12 protein-coding genes are annotated in these 16,817 nt (G+C 61.1%); all 12 read right to left on the bottom strand.

Annotated elements, in window-relative coordinates; all coding sequences use genetic code 11:
* Positions 1 to 2: 2 nt before the first annotated feature.
* The 12 genes from K0H48_RS02930 to K0H48_RS02875 all read right to left on the bottom strand — a co-directional run bounded on the left by K0H48_RS02930 (position 3) and on the right by K0H48_RS02875 (position 16,778).
* Entirely contained in the window at positions 3 to 1,394 is a 1,392-nt protein-coding gene (locus tag K0H48_RS02930; RefSeq protein WP_219266335.1) for a GntP family permease, read from the bottom strand.
* Between the two features lie 289 nt (positions 1,395 to 1,683).
* Positions 1,684 to 3,090, bottom strand: coding sequence for a sigma-54-dependent Fis family transcriptional regulator (locus K0H48_RS02925; RefSeq protein ID WP_219266334.1), 1,407 nt, complete (start codon positions 3,088 to 3,090; stop codon positions 1,684 to 1,686).
* Positions 3,091 to 3,222: 132 nt separating this feature from the next.
* The gene (locus K0H48_RS02920) at positions 3,223 to 4,794 is read right to left on the bottom strand and encodes an ABC transporter ATP-binding protein (protein WP_219266333.1); all 1,572 of its coding nucleotides are present in this window, start codon (positions 4,792 to 4,794) and stop codon (positions 3,223 to 3,225) included.
* A 10-nt stretch (positions 4,795 to 4,804) separates the two neighbouring features.
* Positions 4,805 to 5,827, bottom strand: a complete 1,023-nt coding sequence (locus K0H48_RS02915; protein ID WP_219266332.1) for an ABC transporter permease — start codon at positions 5,825 to 5,827, stop codon at positions 4,805 to 4,807.
* Entirely contained in the window at positions 5,827 to 6,885 is a 1,059-nt protein-coding gene (locus K0H48_RS02910; protein ID WP_219266331.1) for a microcin C ABC transporter permease YejB, read from the bottom strand. Before K0H48_RS02910 ends, K0H48_RS02915 begins: the two co-directional genes overlap by 1 nt.
* Positions 6,885 to 8,747 (bottom strand): extracellular solute-binding protein, encoded by a 1,863-nt coding sequence (locus tag K0H48_RS02905; RefSeq protein ID WP_219266330.1) that lies wholly within the window; start codon positions 8,745 to 8,747, stop codon positions 6,885 to 6,887. Before K0H48_RS02905 ends, K0H48_RS02910 begins: the two co-directional genes overlap by 1 nt.
* 130 nt (positions 8,748 to 8,877) lie before the next feature.
* Complete coding sequence (locus tag K0H48_RS02900) at positions 8,878 to 9,159, bottom strand: peptidylprolyl isomerase (protein WP_003417019.1); 282 nt, start codon at positions 9,157 to 9,159, stop codon at positions 8,878 to 8,880.
* A 253-nt stretch (positions 9,160 to 9,412) separates the two neighbouring features.
* On the bottom strand, positions 9,413 to 11,023 hold the full coding sequence (locus tag K0H48_RS02895) for an ABC transporter ATP-binding protein (protein ID WP_219266329.1): 1,611 nt from the start codon (positions 11,021 to 11,023) through the stop codon (positions 9,413 to 9,415).
* Position 11,024: 1 nt separating this feature from the next.
* Positions 11,025 to 12,044, bottom strand: a complete 1,020-nt coding sequence (locus K0H48_RS02890) for an ABC transporter permease (protein ID WP_200433912.1) — start codon at positions 12,042 to 12,044, stop codon at positions 11,025 to 11,027.
* Position 12,045: 1 nt separating this feature from the next.
* On the bottom strand, positions 12,046 to 13,119 hold the full coding sequence (locus tag K0H48_RS02885; protein ID WP_056859494.1) for a microcin C ABC transporter permease YejB: 1,074 nt from the start codon (positions 13,117 to 13,119) through the stop codon (positions 12,046 to 12,048).
* Positions 13,120 to 14,952 carry an extracellular solute-binding protein gene (locus K0H48_RS02880; RefSeq protein WP_219266328.1) on the bottom strand — a complete coding sequence of 611 codons (1,833 nt, stop codon included), beginning with the start codon at positions 14,950 to 14,952 and terminating at the stop codon, positions 13,120 to 13,122.
* Positions 14,949 to 16,778, bottom strand: coding sequence for an extracellular solute-binding protein (locus tag K0H48_RS02875; protein WP_219266327.1), 1,830 nt, complete (start codon positions 16,776 to 16,778; stop codon positions 14,949 to 14,951). The genes K0H48_RS02880 and K0H48_RS02875 overlap by 4 nt, the downstream gene beginning before the upstream one ends.
* Between the last annotated feature and the right edge of the window lie 39 nt (positions 16,779 to 16,817).

Below are 16,817 nucleotides of genomic sequence, written 5' to 3'. Positions count from 1 at the left end.
CCTCACACAATGCCGGTGGCGTAGAAAGTACCGATCACCACGAAGACCGCGAGGGTCTTGATGATCGTGATGCCGAAAATGTCCTTGTAGGCTTCGCGGTGGGTCAGCCCGGTGACCGCCAGCAGGGTGATCACCGCGCCGTTGTGGGGCAGGGTGTCCATGCCGCCGCTGGCCATGGCCGCGACCCGGTGCAGCACTTCAAGGGGGATATTGGCCGCATGGGCCGCCGAAATAAAGCTCTCGGACATCGCCGCCAAGGCGATGCTCATGCCGCCCGACGCGGAGCCAGTAATACCGGCCAGCAAGGTCACGGTAATCGCTTCGTTGACCAGCGGGTTGGGGATGCCCTTGAGCCAGTCCGCCAGTACCAGAAAGCCTGGCAGCGAGGCGATCACCGCGCCAAAGCCGTATTCCGAGGCGGTGTTCATGGCCGCCAGCAGCGCGCCGCTGACCGCGCTTTTACTGCCTTCGGCGAGTTTGCTTTTGATCGCCGACCAGCCGAACACCAGCACCATGACGATGCCCACCAGCAAGGCCGCCTGCACCGCCCAAATCGCCGTAAGCTTGGCAATTTCGGTGGTCACCGGCGTGCTCATGCCCGGCAGGCTGAGGCTGTGGGTCTTGCCGTACCATTGCGGGATCCAGTGGGTGAACAGCAGGTTCATCACGCCCACCAGAATCAGCGGCGACAGCGCGATCCACGGGTTGGGCAGCGCCAGGTTGTCGGCGGTTTCCGGCTCATTGCGCAGCTCGGTGCCATAGCCTTCACCGGCGCGTTGCGCCTTGTTGCGCTGGCGCGCCAGGTAGAGCATGCCGGTGCAGAACACGAAGACCGTGCCGATCAGGCCCAGCCATGGCGCCGCCCAGGCGGTGGTGTTGAAGAAGGTGCTGGGGATGATGTTCTGGATCTGCGGCGTGCCGGGCAGGGCGTCCATGGTGAACGAAAACGCACCGAGGGCGATGGTCGCCGGGATCAGGCGCTTGGGAATATCGCTCTGGCGGAACATCTCCGCCGCAAACGGGTACACCGCAAACACCACCACAAACAGCGACACGCCGCCGTAGGTGAGCAGGGCGCAGACCAGCACAATCACTAGCATCGCCTGGCGCGTGCCGAGCAAGCGGATGGCGGCGGCCACAATCGAGCGCGAAAAGCCCGACAGCTCGATCAGCTTGCCAAACACCGCGCCGAGCAGGAACACCGGGAAATACAGTTTGATAAAACCGACCATTTTCTCCATGAACACCCCGGTAAACGCAGGGGCGACGGCGGACGGGTCGGTGAGCAGCACGGCGCCGAGGGCGGCGATGGGGGCAAACAGGATAACGCTGTAGCCACGGTAGGCAGCCAGCATTAGCAGCGCGAGGGCTGCCAGGGCAATGATCACACTCATGGTGTGTCTCCAGATCGAATTGTTATTTTTGTGGGGGTAACGCGTTGGAGAGGGGCTATAGCGAGATGTGTGCCAAGTAACTAACTTATTGAAATATATACATATTTATAATTTTTATAACTAAGATTTTGCATTTTGTCTCGAATCAGAGACAAGTACATATCCAATGTGGGAGCGGGCTTGCTCGCGAATGCGGTGGTTCAGCAACAATTTTGCTGGCTGATACACCGCATTCGCGAGCAAGCCCGCTCCCACATTAGATTGTCTTTTTAATGAGATGTATGTCTCTTTATTGAGATTCGCTGATGCCCAGCGCCACCATCTTCTTGTACAGGGTCGATCTACCCAGCCCCAGCCGCTTGGCCGCTTCCACCACATTGCCTTCACAGGCCTTGAGCGCCGCCGCAATTACCTGCCGATCAAAGCGCTCCCGCGCTGCCGCAAACGTCTCGCCCTCCACCGTTTCCGCGGCTCCACGCGCCACCGGGCTGAACGTCCCGATCGCCGCACGAATTTCCCTGGCGTCCAGCACCAGGTCATCACTCAACAACGCCGCACGTTCCAACACGTTGCGCAGCTCACGGATATTGCCTGGCCACGCGTGCTGCGCCAGCAGCGCCAGGGCTTCGCGGTCAAGCTCATGCTGGCTGCGCAGTTCCTCAAGAATCGCCTCGGTCAACGCCGGAATATCTTCCAGGCGCTCACGCAGCGGCGGCACCTGGATCGGCAGCACGTTTAAGCGGTAATACAGATCCGCCCGGAACTCGCCGCGCTTGATCGCCGCTTCCAGGTCCATGGACGTGGCGGCTATCACCCGTACATCGCTGTGCACCATCTCGTTGGAACCCACCGGTTCGTATTCCTTTTCCTGCAACACGCGCAGCAGCTTGCTTTGCAGCGGCAGCGGCATGTCGCCGATTTCATCGAGGAACAGTGTGCCGCCCTGGGCGATCTGCAATTTGCCGGGGCGGCCCTTGCGGTCGGCGCCGGTGAAAGCGCCCGGTGCGGTGCCGAAGAACTCGGCTTCGAGCAGGTCGCCGGGAATGGCCGCGCTGTTGATACTGACAAACGCCTTGTGGGCGCGTGTGGAGGCGCCATGGATGGCCTGGGCCAACAGCTCTTTACCGGTGCCGGTCTCACCCAGCAGCAACACTGGCGACTCGGCACTCGCACTGCGCCGCGCCCGGCGTTTGACTTCCAGGCTGGCGGCGCTGGTGCCGATAAAATGCGCGAAGTTGTATTTGCTCTGGCGTGATCGCAACAGCGAACGGGTGGAGGCCAGCTCCTGCTGCATGCTCAGGTAGCGCTCGATCAGCGGCGACAAGTTGCGCAGCTCATCGAACAGCGCAAACCCGATCGCGCCGATCACCGCGCCTGCGTCATCGTGGATCGGCAGGCGCATCACCACCAACGGGCCTTTGGGTGTGTCCTGGATATCCAGCAGAATCGGCTGGTCGTTGCGCACCACCTGGCGTAACAGGCTGTTGGAGATCACCTGCTCGCACGGCTGGCCGATGGCTTCATCGGCGCTTTTAAGGCCGAAACGCTTGGCGTAGCGCTCGTTCATCCACACGATATTCGCGTCGCGATCGACAATCACCGTGCCTTCGCTGGACTGCTCGATAATCTCGAACAGCGACTGGATGGCCAGGCCGCGAACCTGCTGGTAGTCCTTGAGGCTGTCGCTGATGTTCATGTGTGCCGAATCCTGTGATGTGATCGTTCCCACGCTCTGCGTGGGAATGCCTCCCATGACGCTCCGCGTCACTTGGCGAGCGGGACGCGGAGCGTCCCAGGCTGTGTTCCCACGCGGAGCGTGGGAACAATCTCATAAAGGAATGTGCGCTGCGGCCAGCAGCTCTTTGGTGTAAGGATGCTGCGGCGCGTCGAACACCACATGGCTCGCGCCGCGCTCCACCACCTTGCCGTCCTTGATCACGATCATGTCATGGGCCATGGCCCGCACCACCGCCAGGTCGTGGCTGATAAACAGGTAGGTCAGGCCGTATTTTTCCTGCAGTTCACGCAGCAGCGCCACCACTTGTTTCTGCACGGTGCGGTCGAGGGCCGAGGTCGGCTCGTCCAGCAGCATCAGTGCTGGCTTAAGCACCAGGGCGCGGGCGATGGCGATGCGTTGGCGTTGGCCGCCGGAAAACTCATGCGGGTAACGGTGGCGGCTTTCGGGGTCGAGCCCTACATCCTTGAGCACCTGAGTGACCTGCGCATCACGCTCGGCCAGGCTGCAGGGCGCATGCACTTCCAGGCCCTCGCTGATGATCTGCTGCACCGACATGCGCGGGCTGAGGCTGCCGAACGGGTCCTGGAACACCACCTGCATCTGCTTGCGCCAGGGGCGCATCTGCTGGTTGTTCAGCGGGTCGAGGGCTTCACCCTGAAAACGGATACTGCCGGTGGAATCGAGCAACCGCAGGATCGCCTGGCCCAGTGTGGACTTGCCCGAGCCGGACTCGCCGACGATCCCCAAGGTCTTGCCGCGCTGCACGCTAAGGCTGATGCCGTCGACTGCGCGCAGCCAGGTTTTGCGCCTGAACAACCCGCCGCCGAGGGGGAATTGCACGCTCAGGTCGTCAACTTGCAATACGGTTTCGCGTTCATCACTGCACAGCGCATCGCCGGCCGGCTCGGCATCCAACAGCAGGCGGCTGTAAGGGTGTTGCGGCGCCGTGAACAGCGTTTCGCAGTCGGCCTGCTCGACAATTTCCCCGGCGCGCATCACGCACACGCGCTGGGCAATGCTGCGCACCAGGTTGAGGTCGTGGCTGATCAGCAGCAGCGACATGCCCAGGCGTTGTTGCAAGGACTTGAGCAGCAGCAGGATCTTGCGTTGCACGGTCACGTCCAGCGCGGTGGTGGGTTCATCGGCAATCAGCAGTTCCGGCTCGCAGGCCAGGGCCATGGCGATCATCACCCGCTGGCGCTGGCCACCGGAGAGTTGATGCGGGTAAGCCTTGAGTCGCTCTTGCGGCTTCTGAATACCTACCAGCTCGAGCAGCTCCAGAATGCGCGCCTGCGCTGCCTTGCCGCCCAGGCCCTTGTGCAGCAGCAGGGTTTCGCCGATCTGCTTTTCGATGCTGTGCAGCGGGTTGAGCGAGGTCATCGGCTCCTGGAAAATCATCGCAATGCGGTTGCCGCGCAACTTCTGCAAGGTGGCCGCCGAGGCGCCGATCAGCTCCTGGCCGCGATACTTCACCGAGCCGGTGGTGTGCGTGCCGGCCTCAGGCAGCAGTTGCAGAATCGAGTGGGCGGTCACTGACTTGCCCGAACCCGACTCGCCCACCAATGCCAGGCATTCGCCAGGGCGCACGTCCAGGCACAGGTTGCTCACCACGGTCTGGCCGTTGAAGGCGACACAGAGGTCGCGGATCTCGATCAGGTTCATACGCAATTACTCATGAGCGTGGGTCGAAGGCATCACGCAATGCCTCGCCGATAAAGACCAGCAGCGACAGGATCAGCGCCAAGGTAAAAAACGCCGTCAGGCCCAGCCACGGTGCTTGCAGGTTCTGCTTGCCCTGGGCGATCAGCTCGCCCAGGGATGCACTGCCGGCGGGCATGCCGAAACCGAGAAAATCCAGGGCGCTCAGGGTCGAAATCGCCCCGGTCAGGATAAACGGCAGGTAGCTCAAAGTGGCGGTCATGGCATTGGGCAGGATATGCCGGCGAATGATCTTGCCGTCGCCCAGCCCCAAGGCGCGCGCAGCCTTGACGTATTCCAGGTTGCGCCCGCGCAGGAACTCGGCGCGCACCACGTCCACCAGGGCCAGCCAGGAAAACAGCGCCATGATCCCCAGCAGCCACCAGAAATTCGGCTCGACAAAACCGGACAGAATGATCAGCAGGTACAGCACCGGCAGCCCGGACCACACTTCGAGGATGCGCTGGCCGAGCAGGTCGACCCAGCCGCCGTAGTAACCCTGCAACGCGCCGGCGGCAATGCCGATGGCGGCACTGATGGCGGTGAGCGCCAGGGCAAACAGGATCGACACCCGTGCGCCAAAGATCACCCGCGCCAGCACATCGCGGGATTGATCGTCAGTGCCCAGCCAGTTCACCGTCGAGGGCGGGCTGGGGGCAGGGCGGGTCAGTTCGTAGTTAGGCGTGTCGTCGCTGAACGGGACGGGCGGGAACAGCATCCAGCCGCCGTCCTGCTTGATCAGCTTTTGCACGTAGTCACTGCGGTAGTCGGCCTGGAAGGGCAGCTGGCCGCCGAACTGCTGCTCGGTGTAGCGCTTGAACACCGGGAAATACAGCTCGTTCTTGAAGCTCAGCACCAAGGGCTTGTCATTGGCGATCAACTCGCCGCCCAAGGTCAGGATAAACAGGCCGATAAACAGCCACAGCGACCACCAGCCACGGCGGTTCTTCTTGAAACGCTCGAAACGCCGACGGGCCACCGGAGACAGATTTAACATCAGGCGTTCCTCGCGGCGAAGTCGATACGCGGGTCCACCAGGGTGTAGCAGAGGTCGCCGATGAGTTTTATCAAGAGCCCGAACAGGGTGAAGATAAACAACGAGCCAAACACCACCGGGTAGTCGCGGGACACGGCGGCTTCGTAACTCATGCGGCCCAGGCCATCAAGGGAAAAGATCACCTCAATGAGCAGGGAACCGGCAAAAAACACGCTGATAAAGGCCTGGGGAATCCCCGAGATCACTAGCAGCATGGCGTTGCGAAACACATGGCCGTAGAGCACGCGGCGTTCACTCAAGCCCTTGGCGCGAGCGGTGACCACGTATTGGCGCGTGATTTCATTGAGGAATGAGTTTTTGGTGAGGATGGTCAGCGTGGCGAAACCGCCGATCACCAACGCGGTGACGGGCAACACCAGGTGCCAGAAGTAGTCGGCAATCTTGCCGATTGTGCTGAGTTCGTCGAAGTTCTCCGAGACCAACCCGCGCACCGGGAACCAGTTCAGCGAGGTGCCACCGGCGAACAGCACGATCAGGAACATCGCAAACAGGAAGGCCGGCATGGCATAGCCGATGACAATCGCGGTGCTGCTCCACACGTCAAAGCTGCTGCCGTGGCGCACGGCCTTGCGAATTCCCAAGGGGATCGACACCAGATAGGTGATCAAGGTGGCCCATAAACCGAGGGAAATGGTCACCGGCATTTTTTCCAGGATCAGGTCGATCACGCTTTTGCCGCGAAAGAAGCTGTTGCCGAAATCCAGCTGGGCGTAGTTCTTGAGCATCAGCCACAGGCGTTCCGGCGCGGGCTTGTCGAAGCCGTACTGTTTTTCGATGTCCTTGATCAGTTTGGGGTCCAGGCCACGGCTGGCGCGCGAGCCGTTAACGGCTTCGCCACCACCACTGCCGATGCCGCCACCACCGATGCCTTGCAGGTGGGCAATGGCCTGTTCAACCGGGCCGCCAGGCGCGGCCTGCACGATCACGAAATTGACTAGCAGGATAATCACCAGCGTGGGGATGATCAGCAGCAGGCGCCGCACGATATAGGCAAACATCAGCGCGTTCCTCCGCGTTTTTTCAGCTCGGCGTTCATCTGCTCATTGGTCAACGGTGTGGGGCTGATTTCCCACCAGGTTTCCAGCGCCTCGTCGTTCTTGGCCTCGATGGCCGGGCGGCCGAAGCGGTTCCACCACGCCGCCGAGGTGCCGGGCGGGTAGTAGTTGGGGATCCACAGGTAATTCCATTGCAGCACGCGGTCCAGCGCATGGGCGTAGGTGAGCATCTGTGCCTGGGTGTTGGCTTTGACCAGCCCGCTGATCAGGGTGTCGACGGCGGGGTCTTTAAGCACCATGTAGTTATTCGCGCCTGGGTCGTAGGCGGCCTGCGAGCCGAAGTAGTTGTACAGCTCCATGCCTGGCGAGGTGGTGACGGGGAAGCCGATCACGATCATGTCGTAATCACGCGCCATCAAGCGGTTAACGTACTGGGAAGAGTCGATGCGGCGGATATTGAGGGTGATGCCGATCTGCGCCAGGTTGCGTTTGTACGGCAGCAACAGGCGTTCCAGGCCGGCCTGGGCATTGAGGAAGGTAAACTCCAGCGGCTCGCCGTCGGCGTTGACCAGCTTGTCGCCCTTGGGTTTCCAGCCGGCCTCTTCGAGCAGTGCCAGGGCTTGCAGCTGTTTGTCACGGATCATGCCGCTGCCGTCGGTGACCGGCGCCTTGAACACTTGGGTGAACACTTCGTCGGGAACCTGGCCGCGCAGAGGCTCAAGAATCGCCAGTTCCTCTGGGGTTGGCGGTTGGCTGGCGGCCAGCGGGCTATTGGAGAAGAAGCTCTGCTGGCGGATGTACAGGTTGCGCATCATCTGCCGGTTGGCCCATTCGAAGTCCCACAGCATCGCCAGCGCCTGGCGCACGCGGCGATCCTTGAACATCGGCTTTTGCACGTTGAACACATAGCCCTGGGCCGGTTGCGGCATCTCCTTGGCCAAGTGCGCACGTTGCAGGCGGCCATCGTCGAGGGCCGGGCCGTTGTAGCCGATGGAGTAGCCGGTGGCGGAGAACTCGCGGTTGAAGTCATAGGCACCGCCGCGCAGCACCTGGCGGGCTACTTCGGTGTCGCCGAAGTACTCCAGGCTCAGGTGATCGAAGTTGTACAGGCCGCGGCTGACGGGCAAGTCCTTGCCCCACCAGTCGGGGTCGCGGGTGAAGGTGATGGTGCTGCCGGAGTCGATCTTGCTGATTTTATACGGGCCGCTGCCCAGCGGGGCTTCGTAGCCGCCTCCGTTGGCGAAGTCGCGGGTTTTCCACCAATGCTCGGGGAACACCGGCAGGGTGGCGATATCCAGGGGCAGGGTGCGGTTTTCATTGCTGGAAAAGTCGAAGCGCACCTGGCGCTCGCCTTCGACTTCGACGTGTTTGACGTCGGCAAACAGCGTGCGAAAGCGCAGGCTGCCTTGGGTCATCAGCAGGTCGAAGCTGTAGCGTACGTCTTCGGCGGTGATCGGCGTGCCATCGGCAAAACGTGCCTTGGGGTTGAGGTAGAAGCGCAGCGACAGGCCGTCTTCGGCGCGTTCCATTTTTTCGGCGACCAGGCCGTAGACGGTGTAGGGCTCATCCAGGGAGCGCTGGGCCAGTGGGGCATAGAGCCAGCCGTCGACCTGGGAGACACCGATGCCTTTGTCGATATACGGCAGCACGTGGTCAAAGCGCCCGATCTCGATGGCCGAGCGGCGCAGGCTGCCGCCTTTGGGCGCATTCGGGTTGGCGTAGTCGAAATGGGTGAAGCCGGTGGGGTACTTGGCTGGCTCGCCGTACACCGTGAGGTAGGCTTGCGGGGCCGCGATCACGGCGGTGCTGGCCAGTAGCAGGGCCAGGGTGGAGCTGAAGAGTTTTGTGGAAAAAACCAATCGCATTATCAGCCTTGAGCGCCGGGTGAATAGTAATAGGGATTTGTACGTTAACGGCTTATGGGGTGCCCGTCACCTGATGCACAACGGCCCACCAAAAGGCGGGCCGTTGTTTATAGCATCAGTGCAGACAGGATCAATCCTGGCGGCTGGTGACTTCCAGCAGGTGGTAGCCGAACTGGGTTTTTACCGGGCCTTGCACGGTGTTGACCGGGGCGCTGAAGACGACGGTGTCGAATTCCTTGACCATCTGGCCTGGGCCGAACGAACCCAGGTCACCGCCTTGACGGCTGGATGGGCAGCTGGAGTTGGCTTTGGCGATTTCTGCGAAATCGGCGCCGCCTTCGATCTGGGCCTTGAGTTCGTTGCACTTGTCTTCGGAGGAAACGAGGATGTGGCGGGCGGTGGCTTTGGCCATGGGGGTAACTCCTTGAAGTAAAAAGGGTGAGCCTACCGGATTCAGGCGGTTTTTTGTTGGCAAAGTTCCATCTTGTGGTGGAGTAGGGTAATTGAGGTGATCTGCTTCTCTGTGGGAGCTGGCTTGCCTGCGATAGCATCAACTCGGTGTACCTGACCCACCGAGGTGTCTGCATCGCAGGCAAGCCAGCTCCCACAGTTGATCGAGTATGGCTCCGCAGTTGCCGTTACCTAAATAACGGATATGCACACGATCAAACCACAACAGCAGGCACCAAAAACGCCGCTTCCAACAACTGCCGCGTATAAGCATGCTGCGGATCCGCAAAGATCCCCGCCGCGTCCCCTTGTTCCACCACCTGCCCATGCTTGACCACCATCAACTGGTGACTCAAGGCCTTCACCACCGCCAAATCATGGCTGATAAACAGGTATGTCAGGTTGTACTTGGCCTGCAAACCCCGCAACAACTCCACCACTTGCCGCTGCACCGTGCGGTCCAGTGCCGAGGTCGGTTCATCGAGCAGTATCAAGCGCGGTTTGAGCACCAGGGCACGGGCGATGGCGATGCGTTGACGCTGCCCGCCGGAAAACTCATGGGGGTAACGATGCCGCGAGTCCGGGTCCAGGCCCACTTCCTTGAGCGCCGCAATAATCGCCACTTCCTGCTCGGCCGGCGTACCCATCTTATGAATACGCAACCCTTCACCCACAATCTCACTCACACACATTCGCGGGCTCAAGCTGCCGAACGGGTCTTGAAACACCACCTGCATCTCGCGTCGCAGTGGGCGCACCTGTTGCTGAGTCAAGCGGTCAAGCTGCTGGCCTTCAAAGCGAATCCCGCCCTTGCTGGCGATCAAACGCAGAATCGCCAGGCCCAGGGTGGACTTGCCCGAGCCGCTTTCGCCGACGATGCCCAGCGTCTGGCCCTGGGGCAGGCTGAAGTTGATGCCATCCACCGCCTTGACGTAATCGACGGTGTTGCGCAAAAAGCCCTTTTTGATCGGGAACCAGACCTTCAGGTCGTCAACTTCCAACAGCGGCGGCCCGGCCTCGTTACTGGCTGGCCCACCGCTGGGCTCCGCCGCCAGCAGCTCCTGGGTGTAAGGGTGCTGAGGTGACTGAAACAGCGTCTCGCAATCCGCCTGTTCAACGATGCAACCTTGCTGCATCACACACACGCGGTGGGCGATGCGCCGCACCAGATTCAGGTCATGGCTGATCAGCAGCAAGGCCATGCCCAACCTGGCCTGCAGTTCTTTGAGCAGCTCCAGGATCTTCAATTGCACGGTGACGTCGAGGGCCGTGGTCGGCTCGTCGGCGATCAGCAGTTCGGGTTCGTTGGCCAGGGCCATGGCGATCATCACCCGCTGGCGCTGGCCTCCGGACAGTTCGTGGGGCAAGGCTTTGAGGCGTTTGTGCGGCTCGGGAATGCCCACCAGTTCGAGCAGTTCCAGGGTGCGCCGGGTCGCGACCTTGCCGGTGAGGCCTTTGTGCAGGCCGAGCACTTCGTTGATCTGCTTCTCGATGGAGTGAAGCGGGTTCAGCGAGGTCATTGGCTCCTGAAAGATCATCGCAATGCGGTTGCCGCGAATATGCCGGATGGTTTTCTCTTTGAGGGTCAGCAGATCATGCCCGGCGTAACTGATGGTGCCGGCCGGGTGCCGCGCCAGCGGGTAGGGCAGCAGACGCAGGATCGAGTGGGCGGTCACCGATTTGCCCGAGCCGCTTTCACCCACCAGTGCCAGGGTTTCGCCGCGCTTGATATCGAAGCTGACGTGGTTGACCACGCGGTGGTGATTGTCGCCGGTGACGAACTCGACGCAGAGGTCGCGGACTTCGATCAGATTGTCCTGGTTCATCTCATTTCCTCGGGTCGAAGGCGTCGCGAGCGGACTCGCCGATAAACACCAGCAAACTCAACATGATCGCCAGCACGGCAAACGCACTCATGCCCAGCCACGGCGCTTGCAGGTTGGATTTGCCCTGGGCCACCAGTTCGCCCAGGGACGGCGAGCCCGCTGGCAGGCCAAAGCCGAGAAAATCCAGGGCGGTAAGGGTGCCGATGGCGCCGGTGAGGATGAACGGCATAAAGGTCATGGTCGAGACCATGGCATTGGGCAGGATATGCCGGAACATGATCGCGCCGTTCTGCATGCCCAGCGCTCGGGCGGCACGCACGTATTCCAGGTTGCGCCCGCGCAGGAACTCGGCACGCACCACGTCCACCAGGCTCATCCACGAAAACAGCAGCATGATGCCCAGCAGCCACCAGAAGTTGGGCTGCACAAAGCTGGCAAGGATGATCAGCAGGTAGAGCACCGGCAAACCCGACCAGATCTCCAGGAAACGCTGCCCGGCCAGGTCGACCCAGCCGCCATAGAAGCCCTGCAAGGCGCCGGCGACAACGCCGATGATCGAGCTGAGCACGGTCAGCGTCAGGGCAAACAGCACCGACACACGAAAGCCGTAGATCACGCGCGCCAGCACATCGCGGCCCTGGTCGTCGGTGCCCAGCAGGTTCACCGAAGACGGCGGCGCGGGGGCGGGTACTTTCAGGTCATAGTTGATGCTCTGGTAACTGAACGGGATGGGCGCCCACAGTGTCCAGGCGTCCTTGGCCTTGAGCAGTTCCTGGATATAGGGGCTCTTGTAGTTGGCTTCCAGCGGGAACTCGCCGCCAAAGGTGGTCTCCGGGTAGCGTTTAAGCGCCGGGAAATACCAGCCACCGTCGTAATGGACTGCCAGCGGTTTGTCGTTGGCAATCAACTCGGCGCCCAGGCTCAGCACAAACAGAATCAGGAACAGCCACAGCGACCACCAGCCACGTTTGTTGGCTTTGAAGCGCTCGAACCGGCGGCGATTGAGGGGGGACAGATTCATCTCAATGCTCCCGGCTGGCGAAGTCGATACGCGGATCGACCAGGGTGTAGGTGAGGTCGCCGATCAACTTCACGATCAGCCCCAGCAAGGTGAAGATAAACAGCGTGCCGAACACCACCGGGTAATCGCGGTTGATCGCCGCTTCAAAGCTCATCAGGCCCAGGCCGTCGAGGGAAAAGATCACCTCGACCAGCAATGAGCCGGTGAAGAAAATCCCGATAAATGCCGAAGGGAAACCGGCAATCACCAGCAGCATGGCGTTACGAAACACATGGCCGTAAAGCACGCGGTGGTTGGTCAGGCCTTTGGCTTTGGCGGTGACCACGTACTGTTTGTTGATTTCGTCGAGGAAGCTGTTTTTGGTGAGCAGGGTCATGGTTGCGAAGTTGCCGATCACCAGTGCGGTGACGGGCAGGGCCAGGTGCCAGAAATAATCGAGAATCTTGCCGCCCCAACTCAGCTCTTCGAAGTTGTTGGAGGTCAGCCCGCGCAAGGGGAACCAGTCCAGGTAGCTGCCGCCGGCAAACACCACGATCAGCAGGATCGCGAACAAAAACGCCGGGATCGCATAGCCGACGATGATCGCCGAACTGGTCCACACATCGAAGTGGCTGCCATGCCGCGTGGCCTTGGCGATGCCCAGCGGGATCGACACCAGGTACATGATCAGCGTGCTCCATAACCCGAGGGAGATGGACACCGGCATCTTTTCCTTGATCAGGTCAATGACCTTGGCGTCGCGAAAGAAGCTGTCGCCGAAATCCAGGCGTGCATAGTTCTTGACCATGATCCACAAACGTTCCGGCGCCGACTTGTCGAAGCCGTACATCTTTTCGATTTCCTTGATCAGCGCCGGGTCCAGGCCCTGGGCGCCCCGGTAACTGGAGCCGGCCACCGAGACCTCGGCGCCGCCACCGGCGATGCGGCTGGTGGCGCCGTCGAACCCTTCGAGTTTGGCGATCATCTGTTCCACCGGGCCACCGGGGGCAGCCTGAATGATGATGAAGTTGATCAGCAAGATCCCGAACAGTGTGGGGATGATCAGCAACAGGCGGCGAACAATATAGGCCAGCATTTAATCGCCTCCGCTCGCCGGATCGGCGCTTTGGACAGTATCGACGGCAGGTTTGACTTCAGGTTTGGCCCACCAGGTGGCCGTGCCGACGTCGTAGCGTGGCGGGACCTTGGGGTGACCCAAGTGATCCCAGTACGCCACGCGGTAGGTCTTGATGTGCCAGTTGGGGATCACGTAGTAGCCAAACTGCAAGACCCGATCCAACGCCTTGGCGTGGTCGACCAAGCTTTGGCGCGAGTCGGCGTTGATCAATTCTTCGACGAGTTGGTCGACCACCGGGTCCTTGAGGCCCATGTAGTTGCGGCTGCCGGATTTGTCGGCGGCAGCGGACGACCAGAACTCGCGCTGCTCGTTACCCGGCGAGGTGGACTGCGGGAAGCTGCCCACCAGCATGTCGAAGTCCCGCGAGCGCAGGCGGTTGATGTACTGCGATACGTCAACGCGGCGGATCACCAGGTTGATCCCGAGGTCCGCCAGGTTGCGCTTGAAGGGCAGCAGTACCCGTTCGAAATCGGTCTGGGTCAACAGGAACTCGATGTTTACCGGCTTGCCGGTGGTGTCGACCATCTTGTCGTCAACGATCTTCCAGCCAGCCTCTTGCAACAGTTGGTAGGCTTCACGCTGCTGGGTGCGGATCATGCCGCTGCCGTCGGTTTTGGCCGGCTCGAAAGCTTGGGTGAAGACCTCGGCGGGGAGCTTGTCGCGAAACGGCGCGAGGATGGCGGTTTCCGCCGGGCCGGGCAGGCCGGTGGCGGCCATCTCCGAGTTTTCGAAGTAGCTGCGGGTGCGGGTGTAGGCGCCATTGAACAGCTGTTTGTTGCTCCACTCGAAATCCAGCAACAGACTGATGGCCTTGCGCACCCGCACATCCTGGAACATCGGTTTACGCGTATTGAACACAAATCCCTGCATGCCAGTGGGGTTGCCGTTGGGGATTTCTTCCTTGATCAATCGGCCCTGGGCCACGGCCGGAATGTTGTAGGCGTTGGCCCAGTTTTTGGCGCTGAACTCCAGCCAGTAGTCGAACTGCCCGGCCTTCAAGGCTTCAAGGGCCACGGTGCTGTCACGGTAGTAGTCGGTGATGCGGTTATCGAAGTTGTAGAAGCCCTGGGTCACCGGCAGGTCCTTGGCCCAGTAGTCCTTGACTCGCTCATAGCGCACCATGCGCCCCGGCTTGACCTCGGCAACCTTGTACGGGCCGCTGCCCAGCGGAATTTCCAGGTTGCCCTTGGCAAAGTCGCGCGTCGCCCACCAATGCTTGGGCAATACCGGCAATTGGCCGAGGATCAGCGGCAATTCACGGTTATTGGTGCGCTTGAACTTGAACAGCACACGCAGCGGGTCTTCGGCGACCACTTCGTCGACGTCGGCATAGTAGTTGCGGTAGAGCGGCGAACCGTCCTTGATCAGCGCCTGGAAGGTGAACACCACGTCTTCGGCCCGGATCGGGTGGCCATCATGGAAGCGCGCTTCGGGGCGCAGGTAGAAGCGCACCCAGCTGTTGTCCGGGGCCTTTTCGATCTTGCCGGCCACCAGGCCGTATTCGGTGACGGGCTCGTCCAGGCTTTGCATGGCTAGGGTGTCGTAGATCAGCGGCAGGTTGTCTGCGGGCACGCCCTTGCTGATGTAGGGGTTGAGGCTGTCGAAGCCGCCCATGCTCGATTCACGGAAGGTGCCACCCTTGGGCGCGTCGGGGTTTACATAGTCGAAATGCTTGAAGTCGGCGGGGTACTTGGGTGGTTCGCTGTACAGCGTCAGCGCATGTTGCGGCGCGGCGTTGGCTGCACCGCACGCTAACAAGGCGCCAAACAAGGCGGTGCGCAAAGTCATCATTGGGCTTTCTCCGAAGCTTTCAGCCACCATGCGCTCAGGCCCAGGCTGTAGGGCGGCGTGGTGACAAAGGCGAACCGGTTGCGGTACGCCAAGCGATGATAGTTGAGGTACCAGTTGGGAATACTGTAGTGCTGCCACAGCAGCACCCGGTCGAGGGCGCGGCCGGCGGCCAATTGTTCTTCGCGGGTCTGCGCCGCCAGCAGTTGATCCAGCAGGTGGTCGACCACCGGGTTGGTGATGCCGGCGTAGTTTTTGCTGCCCTTGATGGCCGCCTGGCTGGAGTGGAAGTACTGCCACTGCTCAAGGCCGGGGCTCAAGGTCTGGTTGAGGGTGATCAGGACCATGTCGTAGTCGAACTGATCCAGGCGCTGTTTGTATTGCGCCCGGTCAACGGTGCGCAGGCGCGCGTCGATGCCGATGCTTTTGAGGTTCTCGACGTAGGGCTGCAGGATGCGTTCAAGGTTCGGGTTGACCAGTAGAATCTCGAAGCGCAGCGGTTGGCCCTTGCTGTCGAGCAGGCGCTGGTCGGAGAGTTTCCAGCCGGCTTCGCCGAGCAACGCCAGGGCGCGGCGCAGCGTTTCGCGCGGAATACCCCGCCCGTCGGTCTGCGGCAGGCTGAAGGCTTGGGTGAACAGGTTGGGCGGCAACTGATCGCGGTAGGGCGAGAGCATCAGCCATTCATGCCCCACCGGTACCCCGGTCGCAGCAAACTCGCTGTTGGGGTAGTAACTCAGCGTGCGTTTATAGGCGCTGCTGAACAGGGTGCGGTTGGTCCATTCAAAATCGAACATCAACCCGAGCGCCTCACGCACTTTGGTCTGGCTGAAGGTCGGCCGCCGCGTGTTCATGAACAGGCCCTGGCTCTGGGTCGGGATCTGGTGGGCGATCTGCGCCTTGATCACGTCGCCGCGGTTGACCGCCGGAAAGTTGTAGCCGGTGGCCCAGTTCTTGGCCTGGTGTTCGATATAGATATCGAATTCGCCAGCCTTGAAGGCTTCGAAAGCCACGTCGCTGTCGCGGTAGAACTCCACTTCGACCTTGTCGTAGTTGTAGAAACCCTGGTTGACCGGCAGGTCTTTGCCCCAATAATCCTTGACCCGCTCGAACACCAGTTGGCGGCCCGGGGTGACCTTGGTGATGCGATAGGGCCCGCTGCCCAAGGGCGGCTCGAAGGTGGTGGCCTTGAAGTCGCGGTTCTTCCAGTAATGCTGGGGCAGTACCGGCAACTCGCCCAGGCGCAGGATCAGCAGCGGGTTGCCGGCGCGCTTAAACACAAACCGGATGCGATGGCGGTTGAGGATGTCGACCCGCGCCACTTCCTGCAGGTTGGTGCGGTACTGCGGGTGGCCTTCGGTGAGCAGGGTGCGATAGGAAAACGCCACGTCATAGGCGGTGATAGGCTTGCCATCATGAAAACGTGCCTCCGGGCGCAGGTTGAACACCACCCAACTGCGGTCCTCGCTGTACTCCACCGATTGGGCGATCAGCCCGTAGCTGGAGGTGGGCTCGTCACCGGAAGGCGCGTACTGGCCGGTGCCGACCATCAGCGGCTCGTTCAGCTCGTTGACGCCGTATTGCAGGAAGTTGGGCGTGGAAACCGGGCTGGTGCCCTTGAAGGTGTAGGGGTTGAGGGTGTCGAAGGTGCCAAATGCCATGACCCGCAATGTCCCACCTTTGGGCGCTGCAGGGTTTACCCAATCGAAGTGGGTGAATTTTGCCGGGTACTTGAGTCTGCCGAACTGCGTATAACCGTGGCTCTCGGTAATCGTCGCGTTCGCAGCAAAGCTCAAGGCCAGACTTATTAGTAGAAGGAGGGGACGCTTCAAGTCAGAGATCCGATCCAGGCGGCTTGGGCTTTATGATCG

The sequence above is a fragment of the Pseudomonas sp. Xaverov 259 genome (assembly GCF_019352915.1).
Taxonomy (GTDB): domain Bacteria; phylum Pseudomonadota; class Gammaproteobacteria; order Pseudomonadales; family Pseudomonadaceae; genus Aquipseudomonas.
The sequence above is the reverse complement of the archived record's forward strand: the minus strand, read 5'-3'. Positions and strand labels throughout refer to the sequence as shown.